Annotated in this window: 17 protein-coding genes; 11 read left to right on the forward strand and 6 right to left on the reverse strand. The window is 46.1% G+C overall.

Going from position 1 to position 19,994, the window contains the following annotated elements; translation table 11 throughout:
• Positions 1 to 499 precede the first annotated feature (499 nt).
• Positions 500 to 2,038 carry a putative bifunctional diguanylate cyclase/phosphodiesterase gene (locus ACWYU8_RS04500; RefSeq protein ID WP_457517521.1) on the reverse strand — a complete coding sequence of 513 codons (1,539 nt, stop codon included), beginning with the start codon at positions 2,036 to 2,038 and terminating at the stop codon, positions 500 to 502.
• Between the two features lie 379 nt (positions 2,039 to 2,417).
• Between ACWYU8_RS04500 and ACWYU8_RS04505 the strand changes: the two genes are divergently transcribed.
• From ACWYU8_RS04505 to ACWYU8_RS04520, 4 genes are all read left to right on the forward strand, one after another.
• A complete protein-coding gene (locus ACWYU8_RS04505) occupies positions 2,418 to 3,611 on the forward strand; it encodes an acetate/propionate family kinase (RefSeq protein WP_457517523.1) in 1,194 nt (397 codons plus the stop codon).
• Positions 3,612 to 3,884: 273 nt separating this feature from the next.
• Entirely contained in the window at positions 3,885 to 5,198 is a 1,314-nt protein-coding gene (locus tag ACWYU8_RS04510; RefSeq protein ID WP_457517965.1) for a methyl-accepting chemotaxis protein, read from the forward strand.
• A gap of 276 nt (positions 5,199 to 5,474) precedes the next feature.
• Positions 5,475 to 6,353 carry a DMT family transporter gene (locus ACWYU8_RS04515; RefSeq protein ID WP_457517524.1) on the forward strand — a complete coding sequence of 293 codons (879 nt, stop codon included), beginning with the start codon at positions 5,475 to 5,477 and terminating at the stop codon, positions 6,351 to 6,353.
• A 31-nt stretch (positions 6,354 to 6,384) separates the two neighbouring features.
• Positions 6,385 to 6,936: a DUF2301 domain-containing membrane protein gene (locus ACWYU8_RS04520; RefSeq protein WP_457517526.1), complete on the forward strand. Its 552-nt coding sequence runs from the start codon at positions 6,385 to 6,387 to the stop codon at positions 6,934 to 6,936.
• Positions 6,937 to 6,970: 34 nt separating this feature from the next.
• Here the strand turns inward: ACWYU8_RS04520 and ACWYU8_RS04525 are convergent, their stop codons facing one another.
• From ACWYU8_RS04525 to ACWYU8_RS04545, 5 genes are all read right to left on the reverse strand, one after another.
• On the reverse strand, positions 6,971 to 7,873 hold the full coding sequence (locus tag ACWYU8_RS04525) for a hydroxymethylglutaryl-CoA lyase (protein WP_457517527.1): 903 nt from the start codon (positions 7,871 to 7,873) through the stop codon (positions 6,971 to 6,973).
• Positions 7,870 to 8,715 (reverse strand): enoyl-CoA hydratase-related protein, encoded by an 846-nt coding sequence (locus ACWYU8_RS04530; protein ID WP_457517529.1) that lies wholly within the window; start codon positions 8,713 to 8,715, stop codon positions 7,870 to 7,872. Before ACWYU8_RS04530 ends, ACWYU8_RS04525 begins: the two co-directional genes overlap by 4 nt.
• Before the next feature lie 90 nt (positions 8,716 to 8,805).
• Positions 8,806 to 10,410, reverse strand: coding sequence for a carboxyl transferase domain-containing protein (locus ACWYU8_RS04535; protein ID WP_457517530.1), 1,605 nt, complete (start codon positions 10,408 to 10,410; stop codon positions 8,806 to 8,808).
• 34 nt (positions 10,411 to 10,444) lie between these two features.
• Positions 10,445 to 11,614: an isovaleryl-CoA dehydrogenase gene (locus ACWYU8_RS04540; RefSeq protein ID WP_457517532.1), complete on the reverse strand. Its 1,170-nt coding sequence runs from the start codon at positions 11,612 to 11,614 to the stop codon at positions 10,445 to 10,447.
• Positions 11,615 to 11,641: 27 nt separating this feature from the next.
• The gene (locus ACWYU8_RS04545; protein WP_457517534.1) at positions 11,642 to 12,031 is read right to left on the reverse strand and encodes a MerR family transcriptional regulator; all 390 of its coding nucleotides are present in this window, start codon (positions 12,029 to 12,031) and stop codon (positions 11,642 to 11,644) included.
• Between the two features lie 294 nt (positions 12,032 to 12,325).
• Here ACWYU8_RS04545 and ACWYU8_RS04550 point away from each other — a divergent pair, with 294 nt between their 5' ends.
• From ACWYU8_RS04550 to ACWYU8_RS04580, 7 genes are all read left to right on the forward strand, one after another.
• Positions 12,326 to 13,537: a thiolase family protein gene (locus ACWYU8_RS04550; protein ID WP_457517536.1), complete on the forward strand. Its 1,212-nt coding sequence runs from the start codon at positions 12,326 to 12,328 to the stop codon at positions 13,535 to 13,537.
• A 32-nt stretch (positions 13,538 to 13,569) separates the two neighbouring features.
• The gene (locus ACWYU8_RS04555) at positions 13,570 to 15,063 is read left to right on the forward strand and encodes a CoA-acylating methylmalonate-semialdehyde dehydrogenase (RefSeq protein WP_457517538.1); all 1,494 of its coding nucleotides are present in this window, start codon (positions 13,570 to 13,572) and stop codon (positions 15,061 to 15,063) included.
• 19 nt (positions 15,064 to 15,082) lie between these two features.
• A complete protein-coding gene (locus tag ACWYU8_RS04560; protein WP_457517539.1) occupies positions 15,083 to 16,237 on the forward strand; it encodes an acyl-CoA dehydrogenase family protein in 1,155 nt (384 codons plus the stop codon).
• A gap of 40 nt (positions 16,238 to 16,277) precedes the next feature.
• Positions 16,278 to 17,063 carry an enoyl-CoA hydratase gene (locus tag ACWYU8_RS04565; RefSeq protein WP_457517541.1) on the forward strand — a complete coding sequence of 262 codons (786 nt, stop codon included), beginning with the start codon at positions 16,278 to 16,280 and terminating at the stop codon, positions 17,061 to 17,063.
• A gap of 8 nt (positions 17,064 to 17,071) precedes the next feature.
• Entirely contained in the window at positions 17,072 to 18,211 is a 1,140-nt protein-coding gene (locus ACWYU8_RS04570; protein ID WP_457517542.1) for an enoyl-CoA hydratase/isomerase family protein, read from the forward strand.
• On the forward strand, positions 18,208 to 19,110 hold the full coding sequence (gene mmsB, locus ACWYU8_RS04575) for a 3-hydroxyisobutyrate dehydrogenase (protein WP_457517544.1): 903 nt from the start codon (positions 18,208 to 18,210) through the stop codon (positions 19,108 to 19,110). The genes ACWYU8_RS04570 and mmsB overlap by 4 nt, the downstream gene beginning before the upstream one ends.
• 85 nt (positions 19,111 to 19,195) lie before the next feature.
• Positions 19,196 to 19,954, forward strand: a complete 759-nt coding sequence (locus tag ACWYU8_RS04580) for an SDR family oxidoreductase (protein WP_457517967.1) — start codon at positions 19,196 to 19,198, stop codon at positions 19,952 to 19,954.
• Positions 19,955 to 19,994 lie beyond the last annotated feature (40 nt).

The raw sequence follows: 19,994 nt of genomic DNA on the forward strand, positions 1-19,994 counted from the left end.
AGCGGTGAAAATCATGGTTCATAGAAGCTCCTTTTCTATGAACTATTAGATCATAAAATTAATGTAATTGGTATAATGCCACTCGTATAACAGCGAGTGGCATTTTTGTTTATAGCAATCATTCAGGATCGCGAGGCACGTGATTCAGAATTTACTCACCAAGCACTTTATTGCTATCGCAGCACTTCTTACCTCACAGCGCGCTTATAGTAGATTCCTAGTCTCGCTTTGGCTCGCTGGAATGACACAAAAATGTGTCGTTAATCGACTGTTAATATTCTATTTTTATCGTCATTCCGAGGAGCGTAGCGACATCAGGAATTTTCTCAAGCTAAGCACAATAGTCATTACGTACGCTGCGGCAAGCGGGATCGGCCACCAGTGCAATAAATTAACTGCTCAGCGCGCTGATAGTAGATTCCTAGTCTCGCTTTGGCTCGCTGGAATGACTAATTTAGACAGTTCTAAACTCGGTTTGAAAGTTAAGCCGTATTAAAAGTTAAGCGCGCAGGTATTGGGTCTGCTTTTCGTCGTGCTCAGTCACCCAGTTAATCACTTCATTAAGTGGCAGAGCTGGGCAAAATAAGTAGCCCTGGATGATGTCACAACCGCGATTGCGTAAGAAATGTAGTGTATCCATATCTTGTACACCTTCTGCTACCACGGAATAACCTAACCCGTGGGCGAGTGCGATGGTGTTTTCCACAATCGAGCGGGATCCCTCAGTACGATTCGCCGTTGATAAAAAAGATCGGTCGATTTTAATCTGATCAACCGGAAGGTCTCGCAATAACGATAAAGATGAGTAACCAGTACCAAAGTCATCCAGACTGATTTTTATCCCAAGCCCCTTAATTTCATTGATCAATGGGTTTAGTTCTTTGACCCTGTCTATCGCCATTGTTTCTGTGATCTCCAGACTGAGGAGTGAGGAGAATTCCGGATTTTGCTTTAATAACATTTCTAAGCGAGCCAGCAACAAGTTAGATGACAGGTCTTTCGCGGATAAGTTGACATGTATCGGAAGCTTAATGCCTTTGTCGATAAAGGTCTTCAGATCTTTTTCTACCTGGCCGAGAACCCACATCGTGATGTTGTTCACCTGATTACTACGCTCCGCGATAGGAATGAAATCATTAGGAGAAATATTGTTACCTTCCTTGTCTCGCCATCGAATAACCGCTTCGAAGCCAACCGCTAAACTGGTACGCGCATCAATTAATGGTTGGTAGAACAGGCGAAACTCATCTTGTTCAAGCGCAGATTGTATACGGGAAGAAATTTCTAACTGGTACTTAGCGCCGACGTTCATACTGTCGTTATAGAATGCAAAAAGGTAGCCGTTGCTTTTCGCGTGATACATTGCGACATCAGCGTGTTTGATTAACAACTCGTTGGATTCTGCGTCTTGGGGATACGTACTGATGCCAAACACCACCCCCGAAGAAACCTGAAATTCATCAAGATGGAAGCGTTCAGACAAAGCCGTATTCAATTTTTCTATCAGTTTCATTCCGGATGGTTTGGTCGCCGACGACGTCAGAATTACAAATTCATCACCACCGACCCGGAATATTTTGTCCCCTTCATCAAGCGTATTTTGCAGTCTTTGACCAATCTGAATCAGTAATTGGTCGCCACAAAAATGTCCCATGGCATCGTTAACTTGTTTGAAATTCACCACATCAAAAAGAATAACGGAAAAAGGCAGGCCAGATTCAATGCGCTCGTTAATCATCTCAAAGCAGTATTTTCGGTTGGGTAGACCAGTCAGAGCATCGTGAAAAGCATTGCGTTTTTCTCGTTTAGCGGCAGTGTGCAACTCGATGATGGAGTCGTTACTGAATTTGATCACGAATACGACAAAGAGGCTACCCGTGAATAAGAGTACAGAGATACTCGTTTCGAGCGTCGATACAGTGGGATTTTGTGCAACGGTGTACAGGAACGCCGCATAGGCAACGATGAAGTAGCTTATCAACACCAACAACCAAGTCCACCCAGCGACGTCTGTTTTCGAGCGGATGTTTTTTGCCATTAGCCAACCAAAGCAAAGCAAAAGTAAGCCTACACTGACAAGTAAAAGCGCTATTTTGGGCACGATAACCACCGACCTATATATATAGTTTGTTTATATGTTTCTAGTTTTATTTATCTAATAAATAACTTAGCTCATTGATTGTAAAATAGACAAGTCAGTGCCGTCACAGTTTTTTCTTATTTTCTCATTTTTTTTACGCATTAAATAAATTTGAAAACTGTCATAGATCAACAAAAATTGTTCAATCAGAAGATAAGAACTAAAAGATAGTTGAAAGATTCAAAAATTATTGAATAATAGAAACACAAACAAGATGTACAAGTTCGCAGCGCGGAAGCGCAATACACTCTCTGCTCCACAACAGGATAACTATTTCATGTCTAATTCGTTTGTACTGGTGATCAACTCAGGTAGCTCATCACTAAAATTCGCGGTCATCGACTCGGCTTCAGGTGACGCAGTACTCAGTGGTCTGGGCGAATGCTTTGGCCTTCCTGACTCTCGTATGAGCTGGAAATTCAACGGCGAGAAAAGCGAAGTTTCTATCGAAGGTGAAGAGAGTCATCATAAAATCGCCATCGGAAAACTGGTTGGGTTAACAGAAGAGTTGGGCCTGGCTAAAGATATCGTAGCGGTTGGTCACCGTATCGTTCACGGTGGTGAAAAATTCACGAAAACCGTTCGTATTACAGACGAAGTAACCCAAGAAATAGAACAACTTTCAGACTTAGCGCCACTACACAACCCAGCAGGGGCAATCGGCATTCGAGCCGCAATTGAAGCATTCCCGAGCCTTCCTCAATTCGCTGTTTTTGACACTGCTTTCCACCAAACCATGCCTCAAAAAGCCTTCACTGGCGCTATTTCTCATGAGCTGTACGAGCAATATGGTATTCGTCGTTACGGCTTCCACGGTACAAGTCATTACTTTGTCAGCCGTGAAGCCGCAAAAATGCTTAACAAGCCAGTAGAAGAATCAAGCTTTATTACCGTTCACCTTGGTAACGGTGCGTCGGTTTGTGCGATTAAAGATGGCCAGTCAGTTGATACCTCAATGGGCTTTACTCCGCTAGCGGGTTTGATGATGGGTACACGTTCTGGTGATTTGGACCCAGGTATCATCGAATTCCTGATGAAGAAAGGTTGGACTCAAGAGCAAGTCTTCGAAACGCTAAACAAGAAATCTGGCTTCTTAGGTGTATCTGGTGTGACATCGGACGCTCGTGGCATTCTGCAAGCGATGGAAGAAGGTCATGAAGGCGCTAAATTAGCGTTCGAGGTATTTACTTACCGCGTGGCGAAATACATTGGTTCTTACCTGATTCCTTTAGACCACTTAGACGCGATTATCTTTACTGGTGGCATCGGTGAAAACTCTTTGGATATTCGCCGTGAAGTACTGAAGAACCTAAGTCTACTGGGCTTTGTTGAAGATGTTAAAGGCAACGAAGCGGCAAGATTTGGTCACTCTGGGGAGATTGGTAAATCAGAGCTACTTGGTGCGAAAGTACTGGTAATTCCTACCAATGAAGAATGGGTGATAGCTCAGCAATCGGTAGAACTGCTGTAAAGCGGTAAATTTTGGGAACTCATTCAAAAACCCTTTCCAGTTTGGAAAGGGTTTTTTTATGTGTTTAGCACGCATTAGCCCATTTCTAAAAACGTGGCGATGCGTTCGTTAATCAAACTTCACATATTGATAATAAATAATTCATTAATCATTCAATATAATGTGACACACATCAAATGTTAAGTATACTGCCGTTTGGAAAGTAATACATCGCACGAGCAACAACATAAATATAAGTTATTGATTAGTAAAATATCGATCGGTGGGGAAGTCATGTTTTTTAATAAGTCGCTTCAAAAAGAGAACCAGCAATTGAGATTGGAGTTACTCCGTCTTGAGCAGCTGCAGAAAAGTTGGGATAAAGAAATGCTTAGGCTAATGCTTGACCCCAATGGAAAAATCACATCGGTAAATGATAAGTTCGCACAGCAGCTGGGATTTGCAGATAAAGACATTTTAGCAAAGCAAATTTCTGAGTTGGTACCGATAAAAGCCAGAAATACTGATCACTTCCGCCAAATGACACGGTCAATCACCACAAAATCATTTTGGAATGGAGCCATGCAAATTATCAAAGGTAATGGTGAAGAAGCATGGATACGTTCCGTCATTCAGCCTAATTTTGATACTAATAAAAAATTGACAGGTTTTACCTTTTTTGGTGTTGAACTGACTCGTACGATCAAAAACTCCCGAGAGCAAGAAGATATGCTCAACGCTTTGAATCGTTCCATGGCGGTCATCGAATTTAACCTCGATGGTAAGGTTCTAAAAGCCAACGATAATTTTCTTATCACTATGGGCTATTCCCTAGATCAAATCATTGGGCAGCATCATCGAATCTTCTGTGAGCAAGATGAAGCGAGTTCTCAAGCATATAAAGAATTTTGGTGCAGATTGTCTGCTGGCCGTTTTGCTTCCGAACGTTTTAAAAGGTTAAACCGCCATGGTGAAACGGTATGGCTTGAAGCCTCTTACAACCCGATACATAACGATAGGGGAGAGTTATATAAAGTCGTGAAGTTTGCCACGGATATCACCGAGCAGGTAATTCAAGAACAGTCTATGGCACAAGCGGCGCATTTGGCGAATGACGTCTCTAAAGAAACCGGTACTCAAACCGTGCTGGGCCAGCAAGTTATAGGGTCGACGGTCGAAAATATGAAAAAGCTCTCCCAACAAATGCAACAAGCCAATGAGGCTATTGAAGAGCTGAAAGCTCATTCTGCCAAAATTAGCGAATTAGTGAAGAATATCAGCGGTATTGCAGACCAAACTAATTTACTTGCTCTAAACGCTGCGATTGAAGCGGCACGAGCGGGCGAGCATGGCAAAGGGTTCGCTGTGGTTGCCGATGAAGTAAGACAGCTTTCTTTTCGCACCAATACGACCACCCATGAAATTGTCTCGATGGTGGAAGAAAATCTTAAGCGAACCAACAGTGCGGTTGAATTAATCGCTCAGTGCCAGAAAGACGCACTTAATACCCTTGAGCTTTCTGAACAAGCTGGCAATGTTATGAACGACATTCAGGATGGTGCCAGTCGCGTTGTCGATGCCGTTGCACACTTTAATCGCACGTTATAAACAGTTATCGAACGGATATTACCAAGTATTATTGGGATGCTTGGTATGCTTTCTTCCCGTAAAGGATAACTCACCTGACCAGATAAATAAGCAAGGTTATCGCTTCTGAAAAATGCTCGTCCATGTATAATACCGTGGTTTCGCAAAGGCTAACATTTCCCTTTCACCATTCATTTCTTGTCAGCATCTGCGATTTAAAAACAAAAACTTCAATACATGTATTCGATTCTAAACGTCAGTCTGATGATCATCTCATCGGGAAATTTGTGAGTAATTATGCACAACTCAGAACGCAAAGCGACGATCATTCTCGTGATTACGACAATGATCGCAGCACTCGGCTGGATATTTTCAAAAGAAACCATACAGGGGCTTCCTCCATTCGGTTTTATCGGTTCGCGATTCACTATCGCGTCTCTCTGTTTGTTACCTCTATGCTACCGACCACTTTTTAAAGCGAATTTGCGTGACGTATTATCCGCCAGTGTTGTTGGTTTACTGCTGGGCGGTGCGGTGATGACATGGATTTATGCGATCTCAATCAGTGACACCTTAGGCGAGGGCGCATTTATCATGAGCCTGTCGATGCTATTTGTCCCTATTGTTGCTTGGGGCATGTTTCGCCAGAAGCCGCAGCGGGTCTTTTGGTTATCATTGCCAATTGCGGTTATCGGTCTGGCGTGTCTTTCCCTTGCGGATGGCTGGAAACAATCGGCGAGCCAGTTGTGGTTTCTTATCGCGGCTCTCATGCTGGCGTTACACTTTAATGTAAACAGCAAGTACTCGCAGAAGCTGCCCGTGTTATTGCTCACTTGTATTCAGCTGTTTTGGGCGGGATGCCTCGGGTTAATTGTCTCTTATTTTACGGAAACTTTTCCAAGCGAAGTGGATGCGTCGATTTGGTGGTGGTTTGCGTTAAGTACCTTACTGGCAACCAGTCTGCGCTATGTGATGCAAACAATGGGGCAGAAGTTTGTCCAAGCAGGTAATGCTGCGCTGATTATGATTTTAGAGCCGGTATGGACGGTTGTGCTGAGTATTCTTTGGTATGGCGAAGTGCTGACCACTAACAAATTCATTGGCTGTTTGCTTATTCTGCTTTCACTTGTGATTTATCGCACTGGTGGACGATTCCGTTTCCCAAAGCGTATTTAACAACAGAGCTAATTCAAGATAGTAATTTCTCATGGCAGATACCGATTATAAAGAAACATTGGATATTTTAGATAAGCTGAGTGTTTGTTTGTATCGCGCAGGTATCAGCCTATTCGCATTGTCGTTAATTGGCTTTTCTGTGTTGGCGTTCGGATGGTTTAGTGGACTGGATGAGCACTACCACAGTGTACTGGTCATGATTGGCGTATCGGCGGCTTTTTCGGCCGCTAATATTCATATCTATAGCAAATCAGTCAGGTTAATGATCAGTTGGTCGAGTTGGGTTGGCTTACTGAATATGCTGAGTGATTTAGATTTCAGCCGAGTTTGGCTGTCACTTGGGCTTATCTTTGTCACGTTCTCAGGCATCGCGCTTAAAGAGTCTTATTGTTTCAAAGTTCCAGGTTTAAAGCTTGTCCCGGTGCTCCTTATTATTTCTACCTTCGCGCTTTGTTTCGACCTGTTAATTATCGCTGCTATCGCAATGTTGTTAGCCGGTATGATCATGGGGTATCTATCGATCGCTAAGTGGAGAATGCCACTGCATTTTGATATCGGCATTAAAGCCAAATACGAAGTGTAGCTTGAGCTCGGAGTCTGAAATGGCGGACTATTTATTACTCATAACGATGACGCAATGCCAGTGACACTTTAGATGTCGGTTGGCGATGTAACTCTTCGCTGATCATCCAGCCTGCTTTGGCTAGCAGCTCCAAATCTACGCCGGTTTCGATACCTAATCCCTGACAGAGATAAAGTACATCTTCCGTTGCGACGTTGCCTGAAGCGCCATGAGCATAAGGGCAACCGCCAAGTCCAGCTACACTGCTGTCAATGGTATTAATGCCCATCGTTAATGCCTGATAGATATTGGCGAGCGCTTGACCCCAGGTATCATGAAAGTGAACCGCTAGCTGGTGGCTTGGCACGTGTGTCATCACAGCTTCCAGCAACGCTCTGACACGGTTTGGCGTACCAGTGCCAATAGTGTCACCGAGTGATACCTCATAACAGCCCATATTGACGAGACTTGCGGCTATATCCGCCACTAACTTGGGCTTGGTAAAACCATCATAAGGACAGTCGATAACGCACGACAAATAACCTCGTACAGGGACACCATATTTAGCTGCCAGAGCGAACACTGGCTTGAATCGAGTCAGGCTTTCTGATATTGAGCAATTAATGTTGCGCTGACAGAATCCTTCCGAAGCTGAAGTGAAAACCGCCACTTGATTGGCTCCGGATTCCATAGCCTGCTCAAAGCCCCGTAAATTTGGAGTAAGCGCTGAGTAGATGACATTGCTCCGTCGCGTAATTGCCTGCATCACCTCTTTAGAGTCGGCCATCTGTGGCACCCATTTCGGCGAAACAAAAGATCCAGCTTCGATATGAGCTAACCCAGTATCCGACAGCAAGTTAATCAGTCTGATTTTGGTTTGCGTCGAGACCGGTAACTCGTTTTGTAATCCGTCTCGCGCACCCACTTCAACAATATTCACCTTCGAAGGCAGTGTCATTTTTCCTCCGGCTCAACGCTATGTATCCAACTAGGGGGACGTTTTTCAAGAAATGCCTGTAAACCGTCCTGCCCTTGAGGTGAAACACGGATGTCGGCAATGACCCTGCTGGTGTATTGAATGAGATGTGAATCAATCGGGTTTTGGTGGCATTGGTGACACATAATTTTGGCCTTGCGCATAGCATCAGGGCTGTTCAGAAGGAGGGAGTTGATCAACTGGCTAAGGGTCAATTCAATTTCGCTGGCGTCTTTAACTTCATGAACGATACCAAACCGTTGCGCATCATCGGCGGCAATTACTTCACCACTTAATATGTAACGCCGAGCCTGACGATTCCCCATTGCTCGCATGACATAGGGTGCAATCGTCGCCGGAACCAATCCTAGCTTTACTTCACTTAAACAAAAATTTGCGCTTGTGCTCGCGATGGCAATATCGCTGCAGCAAATTAACCCCAAGGCACCGCCAAACGCTGAACCATGAACAACGGCAATCGTTGGCTGAGGAAAAGAGTCAAGCGTTTCCATCAAACGGGCGAGATTTTGCGCATCAACAAGATTCTCTTTACGCGTACTATTTGCCATGGATTTCATCCAGTTTAAGTCGGCACCAGAAGAAAAATGCTCGCCATTACTGCGCAAAATCAGGCACCGTACATCGTTTCTCAATGCAAGATAGTCCAGCCGATGTATGAGCAGGTCAATCATACAGGCATCAAATGCGTTATGCTTCTTGGGCCTATTGATGGTAATGGTAGCGACTCCATAGTCATCGACGTGCCAAAGCACCTCATCTTGCCTTTTGGCGTTGGGAATAATGCTCGGTTGTATTTCCTGCATGATGCCTTCCTTTATTAACGATTAGCGTTGCTTACAATCAGCTTTTTACATCCTACTTTTTACGCACTGCTTTTTTACATTCTGCTTTGTTTACATTCTAAAGACGCCAAATTCGCTGTCATGAATGGGCGCATTAAGTGCAGCATTGAGTGCCTGTGCCAATATCTGGCGAGTGTCTTTGGGGTCGATGATGCCGTCGTCCCATAATCTGGCGCTGGCGTAATACGGATGTCCCTGCGTCTCATACAAGTCTATGATCGATTTTCGAAATGTGTGTTCTTCTTGTTCTGACCAGCTTTCTCCCTGACGCTCTTTGATGTCTTTACGAACTTGCGTCAATACGCCTGCCGCTTGCTCGCCGCCCATGACGGAAATTCGCGCATTTGGCCACATCCACATCATGGTCGGATCATAAGCTCGACCGCACATGCCGTAGTTTCCGGCACCGTAGGAACCGCCAATGATGACGGTAAACTTAGGTACTTCTGCGCATGCGACTGCCATGACAAGCTTCGCACCGTGTTTGGCTATGCCTTCTTCTTCGGCTTTTTTACCGACCATAAAACCAGTGATGTTTTGCAGAAAGAGAAGGGGAGTTTTACGTTTGGTGCACAGTTCAATAAAGTGTGCGCCTTTCTGGGAAGAGTCAGAGAAAAGGATTCCGTTGTTCGCGACAATACCGATCAAATGACCGTGGATCCGGGCAAAGCCGCAAACCAGTGTTTTGCCATACAGTGCCTTGAATTCATCGAAGTCCGAATCATCAACAATACGCGCAATGATTTCCCGAATATCAAACGATAATCGCAGGTTAGCGTTGACGATACCGTACATTTCTTCAGCGTTGTAACGCGGAGGGAGAATGGTGTGTTCGCTTTTGCTGATTTTGGGTTGATTGGCGTTGGCAATCGCTTCGCGCGCGAGTATCAGAGCGTGCTCATCATTTTCGGCATAGTAATCAGCGACGCCAGATTTTCGGCAATGGACATCTGCGCCACCAAGCTCTTCACCTGTCACGATTTCGCCTGTCGCGGCTTTTACTAAAGGTGGTCCGGCGAGAAATATGGTGCCTTGTTGTTTGACCATAATGGAGACATCCGCCATCGCCGGTACGTATGCGCCGCCTGCCGTGCAAAGCCCCATGACCACGGCAATTTGAGGAATGCCTTTGGCTGACATTCTGGCTTGATTGAAGAAGATACGCCCAAAATGATCTTTATCGGGGAAAACCTCGGCCTGATGCGGTAGGTTGGCACCACCAGAATCGACCAGATAGACGCAGGGTAATCGACAACGCTGGGCAATCTCTTGCGCTCGCAGATGTTTCTTTACGGTCAGAGGGTAGTAAGTGCCGCCTTTAACCGAAGGATCATTGGCGATGATCATGCACTGAACGCCTTTAATCGTTCCAATACCTGCGACAACGCCAGCACAGGGTATGGATTCGTCATACACTTGCCATGCAGCAAATTGGCTGATTTCAAGAAATTCACTTTCATCGTCGAGTAATTTCGTTATGCGCTCGCGTACAGGCAGCTTTCCTTTACTTTTTTGATGCAAAATGGCTTTCTCACCGCCGCCTTGTTTGATTCCTTCAATGTCGGTGCGGAGTTTATTCACCAGTTTTTCCATTGCCGCTTTGTTGGAAAGAAACAGCTCTTCAGTTGGCTTGGTTTTGCTTTTAATAATTGCCATAGAGACATCCTTTTCAGGGCATTTGATATTGTGACTAGCGTGATTCCTCGAACAGTTCTCGCCCTATTAACATGCGACGAATTTCAGAAGTTCCCGCCCCAATTTCATAAAGCTTGGCATCGCGCAGTAGCCGCCCGGTTGCGTACTCATTAACGTAACCATTACCTCCCAGAAGTTGTATGGCGTCTAGCGACATTTGTGTGGCAAGCTCCGCGCTGTATAGGATGACGCCTGCCGCATCTTTACGTGTGCATTCACCACGGTCACAGGCAGATGCCACGGTGTAGACATAGGCTTTTGCCGCATTCATTCGTGAATACATATCGGCAAGTTTGCCTTGAACTAACTGAAACTCACCAATTGACTTGCCAAACTGCTTACGCTCGTGAACGTAAGGCACCACAATATCCATACAAGCCTGCATTATCCCTAGAGGACCGCCAGCGAGAATCACTCGTTCATAGTCAAGACCACTCATTAACACTTCCACCCCACGGTTTATTTCACCGAGGATATTGGCTTTGGGCACGACACAATTGTTAAAAACTAGCTCACAAGTGTTGGAGCCGCGCATACCCAATTTATCGAGCTTCTGCGCATCACTAAAACCTGCAAATCCTCGCTCAATAATAAATGCGGTAATCCCTCTAGAACCCGCGCTGGGATCGGTTTTCGCGTAAACCACCAATACATCGGCATCAGGTCCATTGGTGACCCACATTTTATTGCCGTTTAACTCAAAATGGTCTCCTCTGTTTTCTGCCTTAAGTTGCATACTGACGACATCAGAACCCGCGTTTGGTTCGCTCATCGCCAGTGCACCGATATAAGAGCCATTAATTAAGTTAGGTAGATACTTTTCCCGTTGTGCTTGCGTACCATTTCGAAAGATTTGATTAACACAAAGGTTGGAATGGGCACCGTAACTAAGCCCTACAGAGGCCGAAGCACGACTGACTTCTTCCATGGCGATGACGTGAGCGAGATAACCCATTCCCGCACCACCGTAGTGTTCGTCTACCGTGACACCCAGTAACCCCATCTCGCCAAACAGCGGCCACAAATAGTCGGGAAACTGATTGTTATGATCGATATGTGCAGCAATCGGCGCGATATGCTCCGTAGCAAAGGCATTGACATGGTCCCGGAGCATGTCAATGGTTTCTCCGAGGCCAAAATTAAGTGGGGTGTAAGCGGATTTCATAACATTTCCCCTGTAACAGGATTAAAGTCAGGGATACGTGGATATTTTATTGTGCTTCTGCAACGTCTGTACGCAGCGTTCCTTGGCGGCGTTTAATTCACCCATCACAACGTTGATGTCATTCATCTGTTGTTGGAGTAACGCTTGTTTTTCTTCAATGATAGTGAGCATTTTAAGCAGTTGCTCGTCTGTTTGTTGAAGATCGTACAGGTCAAAAAGTTCACGAATTTCTGCGAGTGAAAAGCCGAGCCGTTTACCTCGAAGAATGAGTTTCAAACGGATTTTGTCTCTGCGTTGATAAACGCGCATATTGCCTTGTCGTTCAGGCTCAATCAGCCCCACATCTTCATAAAACCGGATGCTGCGCGTCGTAATATCAAACTCTTTAGCAAGATCGCTAATTTTGTATTTTTCCATCACACACTTACCTCAAATTACTTATCTCAACTTACTTACTTGAAATAACAAACAAGAAACAAGCTTCTCGAAGTCGGACCTCTGTGGTGAAAGGTCGGAGGAAATTTATGCTTTTATCAATTTGATTCTTTACCTCACAGTAAAGGCTAGTGCTATGCTTACGTAAACGTCAAGAAATCACAGTGCGAAAGATTCATCGTTTGATTTGAAACTTTACTTGTTATAAAGGGTTTTGAGAGCGATTGTGATGGGCAAATTCGTGCGCTGTGATACACCTTGTAAGGATGTGGAATCATGGGAAATGACATCTGGATTGTCAGTGCGAAAAGAACACCGATCGGGCGCTTTCAGGGGCTATTGCAAACCTTCACTGCTCCGTCATTAGGGGCGATTGCGATTAAGAGCGCACTCAAACAAGTGGATATCACTTCAGTAGATGAAGTCTTTATGGGCTGCGTTTTGCCGGCGGGGTGTGGTCAGGCACCAGCGCGGCAGGCAGCACTTGAGGCTGAGCTGCCAATTTCTACAGGTTGTACCACAATCAACAAGGTATGTGGCTCGGGAATGAAGAGCGTGATGCTGGCGCATGATTTAATTAAAGCGGGCACCATTCATACCGCAGTCGCAGGGGGGATGGAGAGTATGACCAACGCCCCGTATCTGATGAAAGATGCTCGAAGTGGCATGCGGATGGGACATCAATCCGTATATGATCATATGTTCCTCGATGGCTTAGAAGACGCGTACGAAGGTTTGTTGATGGGGGTGTATGCTCAGCAAATCGCAGACAGGCTCAAATTTAGCCGCAAAAAAATGGATGAATGGGCGGCGATGTCTGCGACACGAGCAATAGAAGCTCAGGAACAAAGGCTGTTTGATGATGAAATGTCGCCAGTTGAAATTCGCACTAAAGCGTCTTCCATGGTTGTGGATTATGATGAACATCCGCGTTCGATTGACTTCGAAAAAATCGCCCAACTTAAACCCGCCTTTGATATCCACGGTACCGTGACTGCCGCAAATTCAAGCGCGATTTCAGACGGTGCAGCCGCACTTGTTCTGATGGATGAAGAAACTGCTCACCATCACCAACTTTCTCCTTTGGCCGTTATACGAGGTCATGCGACACACGCCAGAGAACCCGCAGAATTTACCCTTGCGCCCGTTTTCGCTATTGAGCAATTGCTGTCGCAACTTGACTGGCCGATTGATGAAATTGACCTTTGGGAGATTAATGAAGCCTTTGCTGTGGTAACGCAAATTGCCATTGCTGAATTGGGTCTCGATCCGGGCAAAGTAAATATCAAGGGCGGGGCATGTGCGCTAGGACATCCTATCGGAGCGAGCGGTGCACGTATTCTGGTTACCTTGATTCACAGTTTGCGTCAGTTACAGGCACTAGGGGTAGACGGCGATTCAGGCAATAAAAAGGTCGTAAGAGGTATCGCTGCAATTTGTATCGGCGGTGGAGAAGCGACAGCTATCGGTATCGAAGTTCCGCTTTAACCCCTGCAATGGCAGTAAAGGAGTAGTAGATAATGACTCGTTTGGTTCCTTTATTTATTGACGGTGAATTTCTTGAATCTCAAACCACAGATTGGATAGAAGTCACCAATCCAGCGACTAACGATGTGATAGCGTACGTTCCGTGTTCAACGAATGAAGAGATGCATGCGGCAATCGACAGCGCGAAATCGACGTTTCAAACCTGGAAAAATGTGGCGGTCTCAGAGCGTGCACGATTGATGCTCCGCTATCAACATTTGCTGAAAGAACATCATGATGAACTTGCGGTCTTGCTCTCACACGAAACGGGTAAGATTTTAGCCGATGCGAAAGGGGACGTGTGGCGTGGGATTGAGGTGGTTGAGCAAGCAGCGAATATTGCCAGCAATTTGATGGGTGAAACGGTTGAAAACGTCGCGACCGATATTGACACTTACTCTCTCGTTCAACCTTTGGGTGTGTGCTGCGGCATTACCCCATTTAATTTTCCGGCGATGATCCCTCTTTGGATGTTTCCAATCGCCATTGCCAGCGGCAACACTTTTATTCTCAAACCTTCCGAACAGGTGCCTTTGACTTCGGTTCGCCTTGCGGAGCTATTTGAACAAGCTGGCGCACCAAAAGGTGTGTTACAGATCGTTCATGGCCGCAAGGAGCAGGTTGATTTTCTGCTCGCACATCATGACATTCGAGCGGTTTCCTTCGTTGGTTCTGTTCCGGTTGCTCAACATATTTACACGACAGGTACTCAACACTTTAAGCGTGTTCAGGCCTTTGCTGGTGCTAAAAATCATATGGTGATCATGCCGGATGCCAACAAAGAGCACGTAATAAACAACTTGGTCGGCTCTTCGGTTGGTGCCGCTGGTCAGCGCTGTATGGCTATCTCAGTTGCGGTATTTGTTGGTGACTCGAGAGCATGGATTCATGATCTCAAACAGGCGATGGAGAAGATTCATCCGGGAGCTTGGGATGATGAAGAGGCCGCTTATGGTCCATTGATCAGCGAACAGGCCAAACAACGTGTGTTAGGTTTGATTGAGTTGGGTAAACAACAAGGTGCGGTGTGCGTACTCGATGGCAGCCAATGTGAAGTAGAAGGATTTCCTGATGGGAACTGGGTAGGACCGACGTTGTTCAGATGCGTTTCGACAGATATGTTCATATATACTCAGGAGATCTTTGGCCCAGTATTGGTTTGTATCGAAGTGGACTCCCTGCAAGAAGCGATTGAACTGGTGAATCGCAATCCTTATGGCAACGGCACGTCGATTTTTACCGCCAATGGTGCTGCAGCGCGAAAATTCCAGCACGAGATACAAGTGGGTCAGGTTGGTATTAATGTACCGATTCCAGTGCCATTACCGTTTTTCTCATTTACTGGCTGGCGCGGCAGTTTTTACGGCGATCTTCATGCGTATGGTAAACAGGCCGTCCGATTCTATACCGAAACTAAAACCGTTACTTCGCGTTGGTTCGATGATGATATTCCAAGCGGGCCAAATCTCACAATCCAGCTACGTTGAGTGGTAACAGGGAGGTTTTATGGACTTTGAACTTAATGAAGATCAACGTGCGTTTTCCGATACAGCTCAGCAGTTTGCCGAGGAGCGTTTAGCGCCAATGGCTGCGGAATGGGATGAAAAACAGATCTTTCCCAAAGACGTATTGCGAGAAGCGGGTGAGTTAGGATTTTTAAGTCTTTATACGCCGGAAGAGCAAGGTGGATTGGGCCTCAGCCGATTAGATTCCTCAATCATTTTTGAACAATTATCCATGGGCTGCACGTCGACAACGGCGTTTATGACCATTCACAATATGGTGAGCTGGATGATAGCCAGTTTTGCCAGTGACGAAATTAAAACGCAATTTTGTCCTAAATTGGTCACTGGTGAATGGTTGGGCTCTTACTGTCTGACTGAGCCAAATGCAGGTTCTGATGCTGCGTCACTGACCACTTCTGCCACTAAAAAAGGTGACCTGTATATTCTCAACGGCAGTAAGACGTTTATTTCTGGCGCTGGGGATACTGATGTATTAGTCGTGATGGCGCGAACCGGAGAATCAGGTGCCAAAGGTGTATCAGCCTTTGTGGTTGAGGCAAATGCGAAAGGTATAAGCTACGGACGTAAGGAGCCCAAAATGGGCTGGAACAGCCAGCCGACGCGTGCCGTCACTTTCGAAAACGTTGCCGTCCCTGCTCATCATTTATTGGGCGAAGAAGGGCAAGGTTTCATCTTTGCAATGAAAGGGCTCGACGGTGGACGCATTAACATCGCAACTTGTTCAGTCGGAACCGCGCAACAGGCACTCAATCATGCTACTCAGTACATGCAGGAACGCAAACAGTTCGGCAAATCATTAGCTCAGTTTCAGGCGCTGCAATTTAAATTAGCCGATATGGCAACAGAGCTGGTTGCAGCAAGGCAATTGGTACGTTACGCCGCGAGTAAGCTCGATAAAGGTGACTCTGATGCAACCGCGTATTGTGCGATGGCAAAACGGTTTGCTACCGATGTCGGGTTTCAAGTCTGTGACCAGGCGCTGCAGCTATATGGCGGTTACGGCTACATCAGAGAATACCCGATGGAGCGCTATTTTCGTGACGTTCGGGTACACCAAATACTGGAAGGCACCAATGAAATCATGCGGTTGATTATTGCACGTCGTTTGCTCTCGGATGCGTCGACATTGCTGTAATTCTGTTTTCAAACATGTTTATTTGCAAAGGATTCGGGATATGCCATCAACCCAACAATCAATTCAACACCACGTAAGCAATCATGTCGCTGTGATTACGATGAACAACCCGCCTGCAAATACCTGGACAGCAGAGAGTCTTAGTTCGCTGAAATCACTCATACTGGATCTTAATCAGAATCGAGAGGTTTACGCACTGGTGATCACGGGAAGTGGGGAAAAGTTCTTCTCGGCGGGAGCGGATCTTAAACTGTTTGCGGATGGAGACAAAGCGGTTGCATTAGAGATGGCACGATCGTTTGGCGAAGCTTTTGAAACACTCTCCGATTTTAGGGGAGTTTCAATTGCCGCGATTAACGGCTATGCCATGGGTGGTGGATTAGAAGTCGCTTTGGCGTGTGATATTCGCGTGGTCGAAGAACAAGCCGTACTGGCATTACCAGAAGCTAAGGTAGGTTTACTCCCTTGTGCTGGTGGCACACAAAATCTTACCGCGATAATTGGGGAAGGTTGGGCTAAACGCATGATTCTTTGTGGTGAACAACTCAGCGCACATCAGGCAAAAGAACTAGGCTTAGCAGAGGAGCTTGTGCCAAAAGGGCAATCGTTGAGTAAAGCAATGGAAATGGCAGAGTCAGTATCAAACCAGTCTCCGTCTTCTGTCGCTGCTTGCAAAATCCTGATTCAGAACATGCGTTCAGCTCCTCGAAAGCATGGATTAATCAAAGAGCGGGAGTTATTCCTCAATCTCTTTGATACCGAAGACCAGAGGGAAGGCGTTCGTGCCTTTCTGGAAAAGCGTCAACCGAACTGGAAAAACCAATAGGAGGCCAAATGGCTGGGATGGTAACGATCACTGAATTGGAGTGTTTAGACGGTATACATCGTATAGGAGTTGCGACCTTAGATAATGTGCCATCTCTGAATGCACTGACCTATGACATGTTGGCCCAACTCCATGATCAGTTACTGAAATGGAAATACGATCCTCATTTGGTCTGCGTGGTGTTATCTGGTGCTGGTGAAAAAGCGTTTTGTGCGGGTGGGGACGTCAGGTCTATTTATCATGTCATGCACAACGAAAATAAAGACGCGATTGCCGAGTTTTGTACGCGCTATTTCACATTAGAGTATGAGTGCGACTATCTCATCCATACCTATAACAAACCAATCATCGGCTGGGGTGAGGGAATTGTCATGGGCGGTGGTATGGGACTGTTTATGGGAACGAGCCATAAAGTGGTTACCCCCAAATCACGACTGGCCATGCCCGAAGTCAATATTGGTCTTTATCCCGATGTTGGTGGGACGTGGTTTTTGAGCCAGATTGATCCTGATGTGGGACTGTTCCTTGGCTTGACTGGTGCGACAGTTAATTCGAGTGACGCTGTCACAATTGGCTTTGCCGACTGGCTGCTGTTAGAAGAGCATTACCCGACACTGCTCAATGAACTGCAACGTCTTCCTTGGGGAACTGAGAGTGCGCAAGTGCTCGTGGATGCGTTGTTGGCATTGTTGGAGGACGAGATCATCGATAACAAACCCACGACACAAATTTGTCCGTGTCTGGAACAAATCAGAGAAGCGTGCAAAGGCCTCGATTTAAACCTGATTGGGCAGAGAATCATGGCGATGGAGAGCACCAATCAGTGGCTAGAGAATGCTAAACAGTCCTTTGCTGCCGGAAGTCCAATTACGGCCCATATCTGCTTCAGGCAAGTCAAAGAGTTCCACAGCTTACCGCTGGCAGATTGCTTTCGGTTAGAGCTTACCCTATCAGTTCGCGGTGCGTTACTAGGCGAGTTTAAAGAAGGCGTCCGAGCGAGACTGATCGACCGAGATGGCGAACCAAATTGGATGTTTAAAAGTGTCTCGGAGGTTGATGAAGATTTGATTGATACGCTATTTACCTCACTTTGGGCAAAAGATGAGCATCCACTTGCTGAGTTAGGAAATGAAGGAGAATCACTATGAGTACCATCGCTTTTATCGGATTAGGCAAAATGGGAACCCCGATGGCGCAGAATTTACTGGCGTCGGGATTTAATGTGCAAGTGTTTGATTTGGACACCGAGGCAGCCAGAAAGCTCGAGCCATTTGGCGCGGTTGTCGCAAGTTCATTGGAAGAAGTGGTTGATGGAGCTGGTACTGTCATCACCATGCTGCAAACTGCTTCACAGGTGAGAAGCACTTACCTCGGTGACTTGTATGGGAAGGTCGGGGTACTCAATCTTGTTGCTCCGAATACGTTATTGATTGATTGTTCCACCGTCGATCCGGATTCGGCACGATTAGTCGCCAATGAAGCCGCAAATAAGAAATTGTTATTTGTCGATGCTCCTGTCTCTGGCGGGGTAACTGGGGCGATAGCGGCAACATTGACGTTTATCGTTGGTGGCTCGGACGAGGCATTTTCCAAAGCCAATGCGATTTTGCAATACATGGGTAAAAATGTGTTCCATGCGGGCAAAGCTGGTGATGGTCAGATGGCGAAGATCTGCAATAACCTGATGCTCGGCATTTTGATGTCTGGGACGTGTGAAGCACTCAATCTTGGTATTGATCATGGTCTCGACCCTAAAGTTCTGTCGAATATCATGCTGCAAAGCTCGGGACGAAATTGGGCGCTGGAACTTTATAACCCGTGTCCGGGTGTGATGGACAGCTCTCCGGCAAGTCATCAATATCAGGCAGGCTTTATGAGTAAGTTAATGCTGAAAGACCTAGGTTTAGGTCTGGATGCAGCATTGCAAACCCATTCTTCTGTTCCGATGGGATCGCTAGCGCGCAACCTTTACGCATTCCATAACTCAAGTGGTTACGGCGAGCTCGACTTTACAAGCTTGTTTGAGTTTTATAAGAACCAAAAATGAGGTGGAGATGAGGAATGAAAGTGATTCCCTGTCACATTCGTTCCTCACGTCCGCACGTGTCGATATCAAGCGTTGGAGTGTAGGTATGGTAATAAAAGATAGCGTCATTGCAATCACGGGAGCAGGTCAGGGACTTGGGCAGATGATGGCCATTACCCTCGCTCAAGCTGGGGCTGACTTAGCTTTGCTTGATATCAACGAAAACGGTTTGCGGGAGACTCAACAACAATGCCAGATGCTGAGTGCCAAGGCTTTCATCTACCCACTGGATATCACCGACGAAAAGCAAGTGGAAATGACTTTTGACGCCATCATTCAAGACTTTGGTCAGCTAAACGGGCTCATTAACAACGCAGGGCTGTTAAGAGATGGTTTGCTGGTTAAAGTAAAAGAGGGGGTGGTCAGTAAGATGCCGCTGGAACAGTTTAATATGGTGATGAATGTAAACGTGACTGGCACCTTTTTGTGTGGTCGTGAGGCGGCAGTGAAAATGATCGAAAATGGTTCGCGGGGGGCGATCATCAACATATCCAGCGTTGCGCGCGCTGGGAACATAGGACAAACCAACTATTCCGCTTCAAAAGCAGCCGTTGCGACCATGGCAACCACTTGGGCTCGCGAGTTAGCGAAATATGGGATACGCGCTGCTGCCATTGCACCGGGCGTTGTCCATACACCGATGGCCGAGAACATGAAACCTGAAGTGATTGAACGTCTGGAAAAAATGATTCCGATTGGAAGAATGGCGCAGGCGAATGAAATCGCACACGCAGTAAAATACATCCTTGAAAATGAATACTTTACCGGTAGAGTGTTAGAAGTGGATGGAGGTTTGAGGATGTAAGTCATTAAATTGCAATGTTTTGATTATAAATTATTAATTT

The organism is Vibrio limimangrovi (assembly GCF_054064025.1).